This window comes from Nocardioides taihuensis, assembly GCF_042657275.1.
GTDB lineage: Bacteria > Actinomycetota > Actinomycetes > Propionibacteriales > Nocardioidaceae > Nocardioides > Nocardioides taihuensis.
In genome coordinates this window covers 534,272-550,592 of sequence record NZ_JBHSKD010000027.1, presented here as the reverse complement: position 1 = coordinate 550,592, position 16,321 = coordinate 534,272, and the positions used below count along the sequence as shown (strand labels likewise).

General features: G+C 71.7%; 15 protein-coding genes. 6 read left to right on the top strand and 9 right to left on the bottom strand.

The genetic code is table 11. From position 1 onward, the window contains the following. Positions 1 to 24: 24 nt before the first annotated feature. The 3 genes from ACFPGP_RS20605 to ACFPGP_RS20595 form a co-directional block, all read right to left on the bottom strand. On the bottom strand, positions 25 to 1,110 hold the full coding sequence (locus ACFPGP_RS20605) for an LOG family protein (RefSeq protein ID WP_378592980.1): 1,086 nt from the start codon (positions 1,108 to 1,110) through the stop codon (positions 25 to 27). A 33-nt stretch (positions 1,111 to 1,143) separates the two neighbouring features. Next, positions 1,144 to 2,070 (bottom strand): serine protein kinase RIO, encoded by a 927-nt coding sequence (locus ACFPGP_RS20600; protein WP_378592979.1) that lies wholly within the window; start codon positions 2,068 to 2,070, stop codon positions 1,144 to 1,146. Positions 2,071 to 2,354: 284 nt separating this feature from the next. Then, positions 2,355 to 3,758 carry a rhodanese-like domain-containing protein gene (locus ACFPGP_RS20595; RefSeq protein WP_378592977.1) on the bottom strand — a complete coding sequence of 468 codons (1,404 nt, stop codon included), beginning with the start codon at positions 3,756 to 3,758 and terminating at the stop codon, positions 2,355 to 2,357. Positions 3,759 to 3,861: 103 nt separating this feature from the next. On the opposite strand from ACFPGP_RS20595, the gene ACFPGP_RS20590 reads away from it, so the two are divergent. Continuing rightward, positions 3,862 to 5,307, top strand: a complete 1,446-nt coding sequence (locus ACFPGP_RS20590; RefSeq protein ID WP_378592975.1) for a M1 family metallopeptidase — start codon at positions 3,862 to 3,864, stop codon at positions 5,305 to 5,307. 18 nt (positions 5,308 to 5,325) lie between these two features. Here ACFPGP_RS20590 and ddaH read toward each other — a convergent pair whose 3' ends face one another. From ddaH to ACFPGP_RS20575, 3 genes are read right to left on the bottom strand one after another with little or no spacing between them, the layout of a single operon-like run. Continuing rightward, positions 5,326 to 6,087: a dimethylargininase gene (ddaH, locus tag ACFPGP_RS20585; protein ID WP_378592974.1), complete on the bottom strand. Its 762-nt coding sequence runs from the start codon at positions 6,085 to 6,087 to the stop codon at positions 5,326 to 5,328. Between the two features lie 19 nt (positions 6,088 to 6,106). After that, positions 6,107 to 7,477 carry an NAD(P)/FAD-dependent oxidoreductase gene (locus ACFPGP_RS20580; protein ID WP_378592973.1) on the bottom strand — a complete coding sequence of 457 codons (1,371 nt, stop codon included), beginning with the start codon at positions 7,475 to 7,477 and terminating at the stop codon, positions 6,107 to 6,109. Beyond that, positions 7,462 to 7,932 carry an Lrp/AsnC family transcriptional regulator gene (locus ACFPGP_RS20575; RefSeq protein WP_378592971.1) on the bottom strand — a complete coding sequence of 157 codons (471 nt, stop codon included), beginning with the start codon at positions 7,930 to 7,932 and terminating at the stop codon, positions 7,462 to 7,464. The genes ACFPGP_RS20580 and ACFPGP_RS20575 overlap by 16 nt, the downstream gene beginning before the upstream one ends. Positions 7,933 to 8,174: 242 nt before the next feature. Between ACFPGP_RS20575 and ACFPGP_RS20570 the strand changes: the two genes are divergently transcribed. The 5 genes from ACFPGP_RS20570 to ACFPGP_RS20550 are packed head-to-tail and all read left to right on the top strand — an operon-like array spanning position 8,175 to position 13,671. Beyond that, positions 8,175 to 9,302, top strand: a complete 1,128-nt coding sequence (locus ACFPGP_RS20570; RefSeq protein ID WP_378592969.1) for a polyamine ABC transporter substrate-binding protein — start codon at positions 8,175 to 8,177, stop codon at positions 9,300 to 9,302. Continuing rightward, entirely contained in the window at positions 9,286 to 10,449 is a 1,164-nt protein-coding gene (locus tag ACFPGP_RS20565) for an ABC transporter ATP-binding protein (RefSeq protein WP_378592968.1), read from the top strand. The genes ACFPGP_RS20570 and ACFPGP_RS20565 overlap by 17 nt, the downstream gene beginning before the upstream one ends. Further along, positions 10,446 to 11,309: an ABC transporter permease gene (locus tag ACFPGP_RS20560; protein ID WP_378592967.1), complete on the top strand. Its 864-nt coding sequence runs from the start codon at positions 10,446 to 10,448 to the stop codon at positions 11,307 to 11,309. Before ACFPGP_RS20565 ends, ACFPGP_RS20560 begins: the two co-directional genes overlap by 4 nt. Continuing rightward, the gene (locus tag ACFPGP_RS20555) at positions 11,306 to 12,175 is read left to right on the top strand and encodes an ABC transporter permease (protein ID WP_378592966.1); all 870 of its coding nucleotides are present in this window, start codon (positions 11,306 to 11,308) and stop codon (positions 12,173 to 12,175) included. The genes ACFPGP_RS20560 and ACFPGP_RS20555 overlap by 4 nt, the downstream gene beginning before the upstream one ends. Beyond that, the gene (locus tag ACFPGP_RS20550; RefSeq protein WP_378592965.1) at positions 12,172 to 13,671 is read left to right on the top strand and encodes a CoA-acylating methylmalonate-semialdehyde dehydrogenase; all 1,500 of its coding nucleotides are present in this window, start codon (positions 12,172 to 12,174) and stop codon (positions 13,669 to 13,671) included. Before ACFPGP_RS20555 ends, ACFPGP_RS20550 begins: the two co-directional genes overlap by 4 nt. A 10-nt stretch (positions 13,672 to 13,681) precedes the next feature. Here ACFPGP_RS20550 and ACFPGP_RS20545 read toward each other — a convergent pair whose 3' ends face one another. The 3 genes from ACFPGP_RS20545 to ACFPGP_RS20535 all read right to left on the bottom strand — a co-directional run bounded on the left by ACFPGP_RS20545 (position 13,682) and on the right by ACFPGP_RS20535 (position 16,229). Next, positions 13,682 to 14,332: a calcium-binding protein gene (locus tag ACFPGP_RS20545; RefSeq protein WP_378592964.1), complete on the bottom strand. Its 651-nt coding sequence runs from the start codon at positions 14,330 to 14,332 to the stop codon at positions 13,682 to 13,684. A 35-nt stretch (positions 14,333 to 14,367) separates the two neighbouring features. After that, positions 14,368 to 14,550 carry a hypothetical protein gene (locus ACFPGP_RS20540; RefSeq protein ID WP_378592963.1) on the bottom strand — a complete coding sequence of 61 codons (183 nt, stop codon included), beginning with the start codon at positions 14,548 to 14,550 and terminating at the stop codon, positions 14,368 to 14,370. A 293-nt stretch (positions 14,551 to 14,843) separates the two neighbouring features. Next, entirely contained in the window at positions 14,844 to 16,229 is a 1,386-nt protein-coding gene (locus ACFPGP_RS20535) for an aspartate aminotransferase family protein (RefSeq protein ID WP_378592962.1), read from the bottom strand. Between the last annotated feature and the right edge of the window lie 92 nt (positions 16,230 to 16,321).

Genomic DNA, 16,321 nt, shown 5'->3' with positions numbered 1-16,321 from the left:
AGGCACCTTAAGCGGCGCCGGGCCTCAGGTCCGCTCTTCGAGCACGCTTGCGGCTTCCTTGACGGAGTCGACGAGGTGCACGTGCGTCTCCATCGGCCGCCCGCGGGCCAGCGAGCGCAGCAGCGGCCACGCCGGGAGCTCCTCGGTCCAGTAGCGGCGACCGACCAGCACCATGGGCGCGACCGACGACTCGTCGGCGTAGAAGTTCTCGCAGGCGTCCTGGAAGACCTCCTGCACGGTGCCGCCGACACCGGGCAGGAAGACGATGCCCGCGTCGCACACCTCCAGCAGGATCGCCTCCCGCTGGGCGTTGCGGAAGTACTTCGCGATGGCGGTGGCGAACAGGTTGGGCGGCTCGTGGCCGTAGTGCCAGGTCGGGATCCCGAGGGAGTCGGCGGCCCCGCCGTCGTCGACGACCGACCGCGCGGCCCGGGCCCACGCGCTCACCGACGGGTGGTACGACGGCACGGCTGCCAGCCGGTCCAGTGCGGTGTCGAGCTCGCGGACCGGTCGACCGGACAGCCGCGCGCCGAGGTTGGCCGCTTCCATCGCGCCGGGGCCGCCGCCGGTGGCGACGGTCAGCGTGTCGCCGAGGACGTGACCCAGCCTCGCCGCATCGGCGTACGCCGGCTCGCCGCGGCGCAGCCCGTGCCCGCCCATCACCCCGACCAGCCGGCGACCGGTCACCCAGTCGACCAGCGCGCGGTCGATGGCGTGGTCGTGCAGCGTGCGGGCCAGCAGGGCGGACTCGTCGCCGTTCTCGCGCGACCACGCGTAGGCGCGAGCGTCGAGCGTGTGCGGGTAGGCCGGGTCGTCGTACAGCTCGGCGGCGGAGTACAGGTCGGTGCGGTAGACGTCGACCGGTGTGGCCGGGATGGTCGGCAGCACCAGCGCGCCGCGCTCGGCGAGGGCGTCGTCGTCGCCGGGGGCGAAGGTGCACCCCAGGAAGGTCGCGCCCGCGACGTGGCAGCCGGCGAGGGCCGGACCGCGCTCGCGCAGGTCGACGGCCGTGAGCCGCCAGCCGCTGAGCGAGGCGGCCCCGGCCGCGAGGCGCCGGTCGAGGTCGGCCAGGGTGCCGACCTCGACGACGCGTCCGCGGGTGTGCCTCACGACGGCGAACCTAGCGGCTCGCCGGTGGGACCCTCAGAAGGCGTGCGCCAGCAGGTCGCCGTACAGGTCGTGCTCGTCGACCTCGAGACCGCGGGCCCGGAACCACGTGCAGATGTTGGTGCAGTCGCGCAGCAGGTAGTCCATGCCGTTGAGGTTGCCGACGAGGTCGACGACCTGCGGCAGGTCGATGATCACGAGCCGCTCGCCCGCGGCGAGGATGTTGTACGGCGAGAGGTCGCCGTGCACCAGCCCCGACTGCACGAGCGTGGCCATCGACTCCCGCAGCTGCTCGAAGTACGACGTGAGCAGGGCGCGGTCGGGCCGGGTCTGGGCCAGCCGCGGTGCGGTCTCGTCGCCGTCGGGCCCCTCGACCGTGATCCACTCCATGAGGATCTCGGTGCCGTCGATCTGCACGGGGTAGGGGACCGGCAGCCCGAGCGCCCAGCAGCGCTTGAGGGCGTCCCACTCCGAGACCGCCCACTCGCCCGCGGCCACGACGCGGCCCCAGGTGCTCTTGCGCTTGAGCGCCCGCTGGTCGCGCGAGCGCTTGGTGGCACGGCCCTCGGTGTAGGAGGCGGCCCGGTGGAAGGTGCGGTGCTCGCTGCTGCGGTAGCGCTTCGCGGCCATCACGACCCCGCCGTCGGGGTCGGCCGGGTCCGCGCGCTCGAGCAGGAAGACGTCGGCCTCCTTGCCGGTCTTGAGGATGCCGAGGTCGGTGTCGATGGCGCCCTGCGAGGTCACCACCCAGTCGGGGCGGGGCTCGGGGCCGCGGCACAGCGGCTCGACGCTGAGCCACGTGGACCAGCGCTGGGAGTCGTCGTCGGCGAGGTCGTCGTACGCCTGGAAGTCGAAGACGAACGTCGGGTCGAGGTCACCGTCGTGGTCGCCGGAGTGGTCGGCGGGCGAGGGTGCGAGGTGCGAGAAGTAGTCGTCAGGTGTGAGCTCGAGGGGCTCGGTCATGGTGGTGGGTGCTCCGGGTGTGAGAGAGGATCTGGTCTGCGGACAGGCCAAGGACAGCGATGGTCATGTCACTGCTCCTCTCTCCTGGGAGGCACACCACGGACGGCACGCGCTCGCTCTCCTCCCATGGTGACCCCGGCCGGTGGTGGGGTGCAACGTGTTATTCCGGATAGTCCCCGACGTTCGGGTCGGGTTACGTGCGAGTAACCCGACCCGAACGTCGGGGACTATCTCGCCCGGGGTCGAGTCGGGCACGCCGTCGGCACCCTTGCGCCGGGGCGCTGTCAGCCGGCCGGGCGCGCTGCGGGGCGGGGCCGGGGCACGGCCGACCCGGCGACCCGCTGCCAGTCGTCGTCGAGGTGGACGACGCTGCGCCCGGCCCGGGCCAGCAGGGCGGCGGCGATGCCGGCGCGGAAGCCGGAGCGGCAGTGCACCCACACCTCGCCCGGCGGCACCTGCGCGATCCGGGCAGGCAGGTCCTGCAACGCGATGTGCACGGATCCCCGCAGGTGGCCGGCGTCGTGCTCGTCGCGCTGACGCACGTCGAGCAGCACGCGCCGGGCCCGCAGGTCCGGGTCGCCGCCCGAGCCCGACACCCAGTCGGCCCAGTCGGCCACGCGGTAGCGCCCGGTCGGCTGGTCGCCGTGCGCGGCGCCGTCGAGCGCGAACGTGGCCACGCCCTCGATGCCGATCGCGGCGAGGTCGGTGAGGGCGGGGGCCGGGTCGACTCCGGACGGGGTGAGCAGCACCAGCTCGGCGCCCCACGGCACCAGCCACCCGACGTACGTCGCGAACTGGGCGCCGTACTCGATCCCGAGGGTGCCCGGCAGGTGGGCCGCCGCGTAGCTGCGGCGCGGGCGCAGGTCGACGAGCCAGGCGCCCCGGTCGCGGGCGTCCAGCAGCTCCTCGAGCGCGAGGCGGCGGCTGGGCCGAGGGCGGCGCCGCCCCGACCCGGCGCGGTTGAGCGGTCCCATGTGCCGGTAGTACGCCGGGTAGGGGCCGAAGCCGGCCACCAGGGCCTCGACGAACGGGTCGCGGTCGAGCTGCAGCACCGGGTTGGTCGCGCGCTGGTCGGCGACCGTGGGCGTGCCGGCGTCCGGGCCGGCGGTCACGCCGCCCGCGCAGAAGCTGCCGAAGCCGTGGGTGGGGTGCAGGCGGGTCGCCGGCGGCAGCTCGTCCAAGGTGCGGGCGCTCTGCCACTGGGCGGCGGCGAGGGTGGCGGTCAGGGCCGGGTCCACGAGGTCGGTGCGGCCGACCGTGCCGTGGAGCAGGCTCCCGCCGCTGAAGAGGGCGCCGGGCCCGTCGCCGTACGACGCGAGGAAGGCCTGGTGGTGACGCGTGTGACCGGGGGTGTCGATCACCCGGACCGAGAGCCGGCCCACCTCGAGCACGTCGCCGCCGCGGACCCCGACCCGCTCGAACTCGACCGGCTCGTCCGCCGCGAGCAGGTAGTCGGCGCCGTGACGCCGGGCCAGGCCGAGGGCGCCCGAGAGGTAGTCGTTGTGCACGTGGGTGTCCGCCACGGCCGCGATCTCGAGCTGCGCCTCCTCGGCGGCGCCCTCCACCGCCGCGAGGTCGCGCGGCGGGTCGACGACCAGGGCACGCGCACCGTCGTGGACGAGGTGGCAGCGGTTGCCGAGGTGGGGCAGGTCGAGGGTGATCACGGAGGGGGTGGTGGACGCGGTCATGGTCGGCTCCCGGAGAGTCGGTAATAAAGTCAATAGATTCAGTAGTGTTTATACACCTCCCGACGGCCCAGGAAGGGGAGCAGGTGGCGCTAGGTTCGACCCCGTGACCCCTCGGAACCCGCTCCGGCGTCCTGCTCTCACCGCCGCCGTCCTCGCGACCGTCCTGGCGGTCGGCGGCGCCGGCGCGGCGCCCTCGCTGGCCGGGGGAGTCGTCGGCACGCCCGGCGCCGACGGGATCGGCGACCCCTACTTCCCGCTCGACGGCAACGGTGGGTACGACGTGCAGTCCTACGACGTGCACGACCGCTACCGGTTCGGGACCGGGCGGCTCACCGGCCGGACGACCGTGACCCTGACCGCGACGCAGGACCTGTCGTCCTTGGACCTCGACTTCCTGCTGCCGGTCGACGAGGTGCTGGTCGACGGTGTTGCCGCCGGGCACGCCCGGCCGGACAACGACCACGAGCTGGTCGTCACGCCGGCCACGGGGATCCCGGCCGGCAGCACCGTCGAGGTCCGCGTGTCCTACGCCGGCCGCCCCGGCGAGGTGTCGTGGCGCGGGGAGTCCAACTGGCTGGCGGACCGGCACGAGGTCGTCGCCATGAACGAGCCGCACATGGCGCCCTGGTGGTTCCCGGCCAACGACCACCCGCTCGACAAGGCCGCGATGGACATCTCGATCCGCGTGCCCGCCGACCGGCAGGTGATCGCCAACGGCGAGCGGGTGGGTCGCACCGTCCACGCCGACGGCACCGCCACGACCAGCTGGCACGCGGACGAGCCGATGGTGCCCTACCTGGCGTTCTTCGCCGCGGGCCGGTTCGCGGTCGACCACGGCACCACCGCGGGCATCCCCTGGTACGTCGCGGCGTCGGAGCAGCTCCGTGACCGCGACACCCGGGCGTCGATGACGCAGCTGCGCCGCTCGGCCTCCATCGTGCACTGGCTGCAGGGCCAGCTGGTCGACTACCCGTTCGCGACGACGGGCGGTGTGGTCACCAGCCTCGACGCCGGCTTCGCGCTGGAGAACCAGACCCGGCCCACCTACTGGCCGCTGGGCCGCGGCTCGACCGGGGTGCTGGTGCACGAGCTCGCGCACCAGTGGTTCGGCGACTCGGTGTCGGTGCACCACTGGCGCGACGTGTGGCTCAACGAGGGCGCTGCGACGTTCATGCAGGTCCGCTGGACCGAGACCCACGGCGGCCCGAGCGCCCAGCACTGGTTGCACTCCTGGTACGACAGCTACCGCGCCGGCAGCAGGTTCTGGGACCTCACCATCGGGGACCCCGGACGCAACCGCATCTTCGACGGCGCGGTCTACACCCGCGGCGCGATGGCGCTGCAGGCGCTGCGCCACCGCATCGGGAACGGCGCGTTCTGGACCACGATCCGCACCTGGCTGACCGACCGTGCCGACGGCAACGGCTCGACCGAGGACTTCCAGGCCGTCGCGGAGTCGACCAGCGGCGAGGACCTCGACTCCTTCTTCACCGCCTGGTTCTTCACCGACGCCAAGCCGGACCCGACCGCCGCCAACGGCCTCGACTGACGGCCCGCCGGGCAGCCGTCAGCGGAGGCGGACGGAGAGACAGGTCACGCAGCCCTCGAGCTTCTCGAACTCGGAGATGTCGACGGCCACCACACGGAGCCCGCGTTCCTCGAACAGCGCGCGGGTGCGCGGGGCGCTGGTCGCCATCAGCACCGTGTCGTCGGCGAGCCGAACGACGTGGGCGCCGCCCCCCTCGGGCACGCCGAGGAAGGTCGGCCAGGTGGCGGGGTCGTCGACGACCGGCTCGTGGCCCACGACGGTGCCGTCGGGGAGCGCGGTGACCGCCGACTTCAGGTGCAGCGCCTTGGTCACCGGGACGCCGACCACCCGCAGGCCGGCCGGGGCCAGCAGCGCGGCGAGCTGGTCCACGCCCGCCCGGTTGGTGCGACCGCCCAGCCCCACCCAGCAGGTGTCGCCGGAGCGGAGCACGTCGCCGCCGTCGAGCGTGCCCGGCGCCTCGATGTGCGCGATCCGGTAGCCGAGGCCGGCGAGCGTCTCCTCGGTGCCCGCGGTCTCGGGCCGCCGCTGGGGCGCTCCGGGCAGCGTGATCACGGCGAGGTCGTCCTGCACGACCACGGTGTCCTCGACGAACGCCGCGTCGGGGCAGTCGTCGGCGGGCGGGACCTCCACCGGCTCCCAGCCGGCGCCGACCAGCGCTGCGACGTACCCGGCCCACTGCTCGCGCGCGAGGTCCACGTCGACCGGAACCCGGTCGAGGTGCGTCAGCAACCCGTCCGCGAGGCGGGGTGAGGGTCGTCGGACGAGTGCGCGCGTAGCCATGGGCGCAGTGTGTCAGCCGTCAGCCCAGGAACCTCGACACCACCCGGGCGGTGCGGCTCGGGCGGCCCGTCCGGGCCTCCTCGTGGTCGGCCCACGTCATCGCGCGCAGGCCCGCGTTGACCCCCAGCCACCGCAGGGGCTCGGGCTCCCACGCGGGGGAGCGGTGGCCGGCCCACGGCAGGCGGGTCAGGTCGGTGTCGTGGCCGAGCACGAGGTCGCGCAGGGTCCGTCCGGCGAGGTTGGTCGTGGCGACGCCGTCGCCGACGTACCCACCGGCCCAGGCCAGCCCGGTGTCGCGGTCGAGGCCGACCGAGGCGCACCAGTCACGCGCCACGCCGAGCGGGCCGCCCCAGCGGTGCGTCACCCGCACGTCGGCGAGCACCGGGAACAGCTCCACGAGGGTCTCGCGCAGCATGTCGAAGACCTTCTCGTTGCGGTCGAAGGTCGGGTCGATCCGCGACCCGAAGTGGTACGGCGCGCCCCGGCCGCCGAACACGATCCGGTCGTCGGCGGTCCGCTGGCCGTAGATGATCAGGTGCCGGTGGTCGTTGAACGTCTCGCGGCGCCGCAGCCCGATCCGCTCCCACGTCGCTGCCGGCAGGGGCTCGGTCGCGATCACCAGTGAGTAGACCGGCGCGACGGCCCGGCGGTACCCGGGCAGCGTGGCCGTCCATCCCTCCGTGGCCCGCACGACCACGTCCGCACGCACCCGTCCGCGCGCGGTGGTCGCCAGGCCGGGCTCGATCCGCTGCACCGGCGTGTGCTCGAGCAGCCGGACGCCGCGCTCGGTGACCGCGTCGGCCAGGCCGCGGACCAGGCGCAGCGGGTGCACGGCCGCGCAGTCGGGTGTGTACGTCGCGCCCAGGGTGCCGCTGGCATCGAGACGGGCGCGCGCCTCGGCCTCGTCGAGCTCGGCGAGCTCCTCGGGGCCGCGGCCCCACGACCTCGCCTCGGCGACCTCGGCCCGGGCCCGGGTGACCTGGGCAGGGGAGCGCAGCAGCGACAGGGTGCCGCCCTTGGCCCAGTCGGCCGGGATCTGCTCGGCTGCGACCACGCGGCCGACCTCGTCCACCGTCGCCCGCATCGCGGCGTGCTGGGCGAGCGCGGCCGACCGGTCGGACAGGGCCGCCAGGCTGTCGAGCGAGGCGGGGAACAGCGCCGAGCACCAGCCGCCGTTGCGCCCGGAGGCGCCGAAGCCCGCCTGCTGGGCCTCGAGCACGGCGATCCGCAGACCGGGCCGGGCCTCGGCGAGGTAGTAGGCGGTCCACAGGCCGGTGAAGCCGCCACCCACGATCGCGACGTCGACGTCGAGGTCGCCCGCGAGCGAGGGGCGCGTCGGGGCGGGCCCGGCCGTGTCCGCCCAGAGGCAGGCGCTCAGCGCACACCCCACGAGTAGGTCTGCTTGCGCAGCTCGAGGTACATGAAGGTCTCGGTGGAGACGACTCCCTCGATGGTGCGGATCTTCGCCGAGATCAGGTCGAGCAGGTGCTGGTCGCTCTCGCAGACCACCTCGGCGAGCAGGTCGTAGCTGCCGGCGGTGATCACGACGTAGTCGACCTCCTCGAGCCCGGCCAGGGCGTCCGCCACGCGGTCGAGCGGCCCGGCGACCCGGATGCCCACCATCGCCTGCCGGGCGAAGCCGAGCTCGAGCGGGTCGGTGACCGCGACCACCTGCATCACGCCGCCCTCGATCAGCCGCTGCACGCGCTGGCGCACCGCGGCCTCCGAGAGGCCCACGACCTTGCCGATGGCGGCGTACGAGCGGCGTCCGTCCTGCTGCAGCTGCTCGATGATGGCCTTGGAGACGTCATCGAGGGTCACGGACCGCTCGCGCTTGGCTGCCATGCGGCGCATGCTGTCAGGACCAGGACGTGGGGTCAAAGGATCGGGGCAATTTTTCAAGCGATTTCGTTGCGGAAGCACGTCATTCCGACGGGATCGCTTGTGACCGGGGGCTGCCGCGTGGCACGATCCGCCCCGGGGGCCGCCACGAGAAGTTGCGAAGGGATTCGATGACACCCAGTACTCCGCCGGATCCGGCCACCCGGTCGACGCTCTCGCGGCGTGGGCTCCTCAAGGCCGGAGGGGTGGCCGGCTTCGGTGCGCTCAGCCTCGCCGCCCTCAAGCTGCCGTTCTTCTCGACCGAAGGCGCGGTGCAGGACCCCGCGACCTGCCGCGCCACGGACCTCTCGGACGAGCAGAAGGCGCTGATCATCTCCAACTGGACCGCCTACATCGACCCTCGCAAGGCGGAGGGCTCGACGATGTCGGTCTTCGAGCAGCAGACCGGCATCACGGTCACCTACAACGTCGACGTGAACGACAACTCGGAGTTCTACGCCAAGGTCCGCAACCAGCTCGGCTCGTGCGAGCCGATCGACCGCGACATGATCATCCTGACCGACTGGATGGCCGCGAGGATGATCGACCTCGGCTGGATCCAGCCGCTCGACGCCACGACGGTGCCGAACCTCCACGACAACCTGATCCCGCAGCTGCGCAACAAGGTCTGGGACCCCGACCTCGAGTACCACGCCCCGTGGCAGAGCGGGCTGACCGGCATCGCCTACAACGCCGACAAGGTCCCCGAGGTCAAGAGCTTCGAGGAGCTGCTCACCCGCGAGGACCTCAAGGGCCGGATCACGCTGCTCACCGAGATGCGCGACACCATGGGCTTCGTCCTCAAGGTGACCGGAGCCGACCCGGCGGACTTCACGCCCGACCAGTGGGCCAACGCCATCGACTACATCGAGAAGGTGATCGCGGACGGCCAGCTGCGCCAGTTCGCGGGCAACAACTACCTGCAGGACCTCGCGAACGGCAACACCGTGGCGTGCGAGGCGTGGTCCGGCGACGTGATCCAGGCGCAGTTCGACAACCCGTCGATCAAGTTCGTGGCACCGGAGGAGGGACTCAGCCTCTGGAGCGACAACATGATGGTGCCCAACCTCGCGGAGCACCAGCTCAACGCCGAGAAATGGATCGACTACTACTACGACCCCGAGGTCGCCGCCAAGCTGGCGGCCTGGGTGAACTACATCTGCCCCGTCCAGGGGGCACAGCAGGAGATGGAGAAGATCGACCCGTCGCTCGTCGACAACGAGCTCATCTTCCCGACGGACGAGCTGCTGGCGTCGACCTTCGACTTCATGCCGCTCGACGACCAGCAGCAGATCGAGTACGAAGGAGACTGGGCCGATGTCATCAGTGGCTGAGCAGGACGCCACCTCGTCGGAGTCGCAGGCGTTCGACGGCCTGAGGATCCGTTCACTGACCAAGAGCTTCGGGGCGTTCACCGCTGTGCAGGACCTCGACCTCGACGTCCCCCGCGGCTCGTTCTTCGCGCTGCTGGGCCCGTCCGGGTGCGGCAAGACCACGACGCTGCGGATGGTCGCCGGTCTGGAGACCCCGACGTCCGGCACGATCACGCTGGCCAACCAGGACATCACCTGGAAGAAGCCCTACCAGCGTCCGGTCAACACGGTCTTCCAGAGCTACGCGCTGTTCCCGCACCTCGACATCTACGAGAACGTCGCGTTCGGCCTGCGCCGCCGCAAGAGCTCGGACGTCGACACCCACGTGCGCGAGATGCTCGAGCTCGTCGAGCTGGAGTCTCAGGCGCGCAAGCGGCCGGCCCAGCTCTCCGGTGGCCAGCAGCAGCGCGTGGCGCTGGCCCGGGCGCTGATCAACAAGCCCGAGGTGCTGCTGCTCGACGAGCCGCTCGGCGCGCTCGACCTCAAGCTCCGCCGGGCGATGCAGATCGAGCTCAAGCGGATCCAGGTCGACGTCGGGCTGACGTTCATCCACGTCACGCACGACCAGGAGGAGGCCATGACCATGGCCGACACGGTCGCGGTGATGAACAAGGGGATCATCGAGCAGATGGGCGCCCCCGACGAGCTCTACGAGAACCCCCGCAGCACCTTCGTGGCCAACTTCCTCGGCCAGTCCAACCTCATCGACGGCACGATCAAGAGCCGCAACGGCGACCTGGTGACGGTCGACATGCACGGCATCGACGTGTCGGTGCCCGCCGCCCGGACCCACACCGACAGCGACCGCGGCTGGGTGGGCATCCGGCCCGAGAAGGTGCTGATCGGCGAGGTCGGCGAGGAGCTCGACGCCCCCGGCAACACGATCCCCGGCGGCGTGGTGACCGACGCCAGCTTCGTCGGGGTCAGCACGCAGTACCTGGTGCGGATGCCGTGGGGCCAGGAGCTGCAGATCTTCGAGCAGAACACCGGACGGCGACGACTCTTCCACGTCGGCGAGAAGGTCGAGCTCTCCTGGCGTCCCGAGTACGCCTTCCTGCTCGACATCTCCCAGGACGCCCACGCGGGCCAGGACGAGGCCGTCAGTTGAGCACCGAGACGACCCGGCGCCGCGGGAAGGTCGGGTACCTGCTCCTCGCGCCGGCGCTGCTGTGGCTGGTCCTGTTCTTCGTCATCCCGTTCTACTCGCTGCTCGCGACGAGCCTGTACGACCCGAGCGGGTCGGACTTCCGCGGCTACGAGATGACCTACGCGTGGGGCAACTACGTCGACGCCATCCAGGCCTACTGGCAGCCGGCCCTGCGCTCGCTCTGGTACGCCGGCCTCGCGACGGCGTTCTGCCTCGTGCTCGGCTACGTGCTGGCGTACGCGATCGCGTTCAAGGCCGGCAAGTGGAAGAACCTGATGCTGGTGCTGGTCATCGCACCGTTCTTCACCAGCTTCCTGCTGCGCACCCTGGCCTGGAAGCTGATCCTGTCCGACGACGGCTGGATCGTGAACACGCTGCAGGCGCTGCACATCCTCGGCGCGGACGGGCGGCTGCTGGCCACGCCGGTGGCGGTGGTCGCGGGTCTGACCTACAACTTCCTGCCGTTCATGGTGCTGCCGCTCTTCGCCAGCATCGACAAGATCGACCACCGGCTCATCGAGGCGTCCGGAGACCTCTACGCGCACCCCGCGGTCGGGTTCTTCAAGGTGACCTGGCCGCTGTCGCTGCCCGGCGTCGTCTCCGGCACGCTGCTCACGTTCATCCCGGCGGTCGGTGACTACATCAACGCCGAGCTGCTGGGCAGCACCAACACCCGCATGATCGGTGCCGTCATCCAGAGCCAGTACACCGATGCCAACAACTACCCGATCGCCAGCTCCCTCTCGGTCATGCTCATGGCGCTGATCCTGCTGCTGGTGCTCGTCTACATCCGGCGCGCCGGGACGGAGGACCTCCTGTGACCGCGACGACGACCGCCGTGCGCTCGCCCGCGCCGGCCGTGGAGCCCAAGCGGCCCCCGGGTGCCGCGGGTCGCTGGCTGCGCCAGCACCTCGTGCTGATCCTGGGCCTGCTGGTGCTGCTCTACACCTTCATCCCGATCAGCATCGTGATCCTGATGAGCTTCAACGACCAGCAGGTGCGCAACCTCTACCAGTGGGACGGCTTCACGCTCGACAACTGGCTGAACCCCTGCGCCGACCCGTCGATGTGCGACGCGGTGAAGGTGAGCATCGCGGTCGGCCTGATCGCGACCCTGGCCTCGACCCTGATCGGCACGCTCGCGGCGTTCGCTCTGGTGCGCCACCAGTTCGTGGGCCGCTCGGGCACCAACATGCTGATCTTCCTGCCGATGGCGGCGCCCGAGATCGTGATGGGCTCCTCGTTGCTCGCGCTCTTCGTGGCGTCCGGCTTCGCCGGCCAGCTCGGCTTCTGGACGATCTTCATCGCCCACGTGATGTTCTGCCTGTCGTTCGTGGTCGTGACGGTCCGCGCACGCCTCGCCGGTCTCGACGACAACCTCGAGCAGGCGGCGATGGACCTCTACGCCACGCCGCAGCAGACGTTCTGGCGGGTCACCTTCCCGCTCGTGTTCCCGGGCATCCTGGGCGCCGCGCTGCTGGCGTTCTCGCTGTCCTTCGACGACTTCATCATCACCAACCTGAACGCCGGCAACACGACCACCTTCCCGATGTACGTCTGGGGCTCAGCCCAGCGCGGCGTGCCGATGCAGGTGAACGTGGTGGGCACCCTGATGTTCGTGATCGCGATCGTGATCGTGCTCGGTGCCGAGGCCAACCAGAGACGTAGGCAGAGGAAGCTGACATGAGCTCCACGATCATCGGTCACTGGCACGAGGGGGCGCCGTGGCCGGGCGCTGCCGAGCGCCGTGGCGACGTGTACGACCCCGCCACCGGCCAGGTGACCGCCCAGGTCGCCTTCGCCTCGGGCGACGAGGTGGACGCCGTCGTCGCGGCCGCCGACAAGGCGGGCCGCGCCTGGGGGGCGACGTCGGTCGCCAGGCGGACCAACGTGCTGTTCGGCTTCCGCAACGCGCTCGTCCGGCGCCGCGAGGAGATCGCGGCGGCCATCACGGCCGAGCACGGCAAGGTGCTCGACGACGCTCTCGGCGAGGTGCAGCGCGGTCTCGAGGTCGCGGAGTTCGCCTGCGGCGCCCCGCACCTGCTCAAGGGCGGGCACACCGACGCCGCGTCGACCGGCGTCGACGTGCACTCGCTGCGCCAGGCGCTCGGCGTGGTCGCGGTGATCTCGCCGTTCAACTTCCCAGCGATGGTGCCGCTGTGGTTCGTGCCGGTCGCGATCGCGTGCGGCAACGCGGTGGTGCTCAAGCCCAGCGAGAAGGACCCCTCCACCTCGCTGCTGCTGGCCGAGTGCTGGGCCGAGGCCGGGCTCCCGGCCGGGGTCTTCAACGTGGTGCAGGGCGACAAGGTTGCGGTCGACGCGCTCCTCGAGCACCCGCAGGTCGCGGCCGTGTCGTTCGTGGGCTCCACGCCGATCGCGCGCTACGTCTACGAGACCGGCACCGCGCACGGCAAGCGGGTCCAGGCCCTCGGCGGGGCCAAGAACCACATGGTCGTGCTGCCCGACGCCGACCTCGACGACGTGGCCGACGCCGCGGTCAGCGCCGGCTTCGGGTCGGCGGGGGAGCGCTGCATGGCGATCTCCGTCGTGGTCGCGGTCGACCCGGTCGGCGACGAGCTGGTGCCGAAGATCGCGGAGCGGATGGCCGGGCTGCGCACCGGCGACGGACGCCGCGGCTGCGACATGGGACCGCTGGTCACCGGCGCGCACCGTGACAAGGTCGCCGGGTACGTCGCCGCGGGCGTCGACGCCGGCGCGGACCTCGTGGTCGACGGCCGGGAGGTCGCGCCCGACGGAGCTGCGGACGGCTTCTGGCTGGGCCCCACGCTCTTCGACCACGTGCGCCCCGGCATGCCGGTGTACGACGAGGAGATCTTCGGGCCCGTCCTGTCGGTCGTGCGCGTCTCGTCGTACGACGAGGCCCTCGCGCTGGTCAACGCCAACGACTACGGCAACGGCACCGCGATCTTCACCGGCGACGGCGGTGCCGCGCGGCGCTACGCCCGGGAGGTCGAGGTCGGCATGGTCGGCGTGAACGTGCCGATCCCGGTGCCCATGGCCTACTACTCCTTCGGCGGGTGGAAGGCCTCGCTGTTCGGCGACACCCACGCGCACGGCACCGAGGGGATCCACTTCTTCACCCGTGCCAAGGTGGTCACCACGCGCTGGCCCGACCCGGCCTCGCGGCACGGCATCGACCTCGGGTTCCCGCAGCACACCTGAGGGGAGGCGGCTACACCGCCTCGACGACCTCGCAGCCGACCCACCGGTCGGGCTCGTCCTCGGGCGCGACGCCGAAGTAGCCGACCCGGTCGCGACCGGGGCCGCAGTGGATCACGTCGCGGACCCCGTCGCGGCCCACGAGGACGGTGTCGCTTCCGGTGCCGGCGAAGACCGTGTCGCGCCCCTCCTGGAGGCGGATCCAGTCCGCGCCGGGTCCGCCGAGGAGCACGTCCGCGCCGCGCCCGCCCTCGAGCGAGTCCGCACCCGGTCCGCCGAGGGCGGTGTCCTTGCCGAGGTTGGCATCACCGCGGACGGGCCTGTCGCCGGAGTAGCCGACCATGTCGGGCCCGCGGCCGCCGACGTACAGGTCGTCGCCCCGGCTGCCGAAGAAGCGGTCGCGCGCGCCTCCGCCGAAGGAGGTGTCGCGGCCGGCGCCCGGCCTCAGCACGTCGTGCGCAGCCCGGCCGTAGAGCGTGTCGTTGCCGCCCCTGCCCACGAGGGTGTCGCGATCGGTGGTGCCCACGAGCACGTTGGACCGGCCGTCGCCCGTCACCACGGCCCCCTCGGCCGACGCCCACGGTCCCGCGAGACCTGCCGTGGCGGCGAGGACCGTGACCACCGCCCGCGCCCAGGGGTGCCGGCGGGGCCTGCGTTGCCTCATGCCCGGCAGACTACGCGCCGGCCGCCGTCGGCCGGTCAGTCCCCGAGACGGTGGTAGCGCGGCAGCGGCGGCTGCGCCGCCTGCGGCCCCACCGGCTCGGGCCACAGCTCGTGCCCGGCGCGGTCCGCGGTGTGCCCGTCGGTGCGGGGCTCGCGGGGCTCGCCCGAGCCGGAGCCGGCGTCAGGACGCTGGTCGGTGACCAGACGGAACGAGATCACCGGGCCTCCTGCGTGACGTGGTCGGTCGGGGCGTCTCCCGAGCACACCCGTCCAACGCCGCGGCGCGACGCATGGTCACGCGCCCTCCCGCAGAGAATCTTCCCCGCCATCCGGACCTCCCCCAAGGTACGCCGGACCCGTCCGGCGACTACTTCCTATCCAAGGACACGCGTGGCCGGATGTCACTACCCCGGGGGCAAAGAAAGTGACCCGTCCGGGCCAGTCGGAACTGGCACGGACGGGTCATCCGGACCCGGGGTCCGACGCTGTCTCCCGCACGTGGTCGCGGAGGGTCAGAGCATCTGCCCGGCCTTCTCGAGCACGACGCGGAGGATCTGCTCCATCTCGTCGAAGTGCTCCTGGGTGCACACCAGCGGGGGCGCGAGCTGCACGACCGGGTCGCCGCGGTCGTCGGCGCGGCAGTAGAGGCCCTCGGCGTACAGCTGCTTGGACACGAAGCCGTAGAGCAGGCGCTCGCACTCCTCGTCGCTGAAGGTCTCCTTGGTCACCTTGTCCTTGACCAGCTCGATGCCGAAGAAGTACCCGTCGCCGCGGACGTCGCCGACGATCGGCAGGTCGTTGAGCTTCTCCAGCGTGGCGCGGAGGGCGGCCGCGTTGTCCTGGACGTTCTCGAGCACCTTCTCCTCCTCGAAGATCTCGAGGTTGCGCAGGCCGACCGCGGTCGAGACCGGGTGGCCGCCGAAGGTGTAGCCGTGGGCGAACATGTTGCCGCCGGTGAGGAAGGGCTCCATGAGCTTGTCGGAGGCGATCATCGCGCCGAGCGGGGCGTAGCCGGAGGTGATGCCCTTCGCCGAGGTGATCATGTCGGGCTGGTAGCCGAAGCGGGTGGCGCCGAACATGTGGCCGAGGCGGCCGAAGGCGCAGATGACCTCGTCGGAGACCAGGAGCACGTCGTACTCGTCGCAGATCTCGCGGACCCGCTCGAAGTACCCCGGGGGCGGCGGGAAGCAGCCGCCGGCGTTCTGCACCGGCTCGAGGAAGACCGCGGCGACCGTGTCGGGGCCCTCGTTCTCGATGGCGACCGCGATCTGGTCGGCGGCCCAGCGGCCGAACTGCTCGGGGGTGAGGTTCTCGGGGGCGCCGTGCTCGGTCGAGCGGTAGATGTTGGTGTTGGGTACCCGGAAGGTCGAGGGGACCAGCGGCTCGAACTGCTGCTTGAGCAGCGGCAGGCCGGTGATCGACAGGGCGCCCTGGGTGGTGCCGTGATAGGCGATCGCGCGGCTGATCACCTTGTGCTTCATCGGCTTGCCGGTGAGCTTGAAGTAGTTCTTGGCCAGCTTCCACGCGGTCTCGACCGCCTCGCCGCCACCGCTGGTGAAGAACACGCGGTTGAGGTCACCGGGGGCGTGCGCCGCGACCTTCTCGGCCAGCTCGATCGCCGTGGGGTGGGCGTAGGACCACAGCGGCATGAAGGCCAGCTCCTGGGCCTGCTTCGCCGCGACCTCGGCGAGGTCGGCGCGGCCGTGGCCGAGCTGGCTCACGAACAGGCCGGCGAGGCCGTCGAGGTACCGCTTGCCCTTGGCGTCGTACAGGTAGGCACCCTCGCCCCGGACCATGATGGGCACGTCCGCGTTCGCGTACGAGCCGTGCCGGGTGAAGTGCATCCAGAGGTGGTCCTTGGCGGCCTGCTGGAGGTGGGCGTAGTCAGGGTGCTCCATGCGGGCCATCTTCACGGTTTCGCGGCCCGAATGCAAGCGGATCCGTGGTGTGTGCGGCCCGCGGCATGCGGATTTCGTGGTTAGGGGCCCGG

Bases quoted from the DNA above. Each gene is read 5' to 3' on its own strand.
- ddaH (WP_378592974.1), bottom strand. From the start codon at position 6,087: ATGGCTACGCGCGCACTCGTCCGACGACCCTCACCCCGCCTCGCGGAC.
- ACFPGP_RS20575 (WP_378592971.1), bottom strand. From the start codon at position 7,932: ATGGCAGCCAAGCGCGAGCGGTCCGTGACCCTCGATGACGTCTCCAAG.
- ACFPGP_RS20545 (WP_378592964.1), bottom strand. From the start codon at position 14,332: ATGAGGCAACGCAGGCCCCGCCGGCACCCCTGGGCGCGGGCGGTGGTC.
- ACFPGP_RS20535 (WP_378592962.1), bottom strand. From the start codon at position 16,229: ATGGAGCACCCTGACTACGCCCACCTCCAGCAGGCCGCCAAGGACCAC.
- ACFPGP_RS20565 (WP_378592968.1), top strand. From the start codon at position 9,286: ATGTCATCAGTGGCTGAGCAGGACGCCACCTCGTCGGAGTCGCAGGCG.
- ACFPGP_RS20600 (WP_378592979.1), bottom strand. From the start codon at position 2,070: ATGACCGAGCCCCTCGAGCTCACACCTGACGACTACTTCTCGCACCTC.
- ACFPGP_RS20550 (WP_378592965.1), top strand. From the start codon at position 12,172: ATGAGCTCCACGATCATCGGTCACTGGCACGAGGGGGCGCCGTGGCCG.
- ACFPGP_RS20595 (WP_378592977.1), bottom strand. From the start codon at position 3,758: ATGACCGCGTCCACCACCCCCTCCGTGATCACCCTCGACCTGCCCCAC.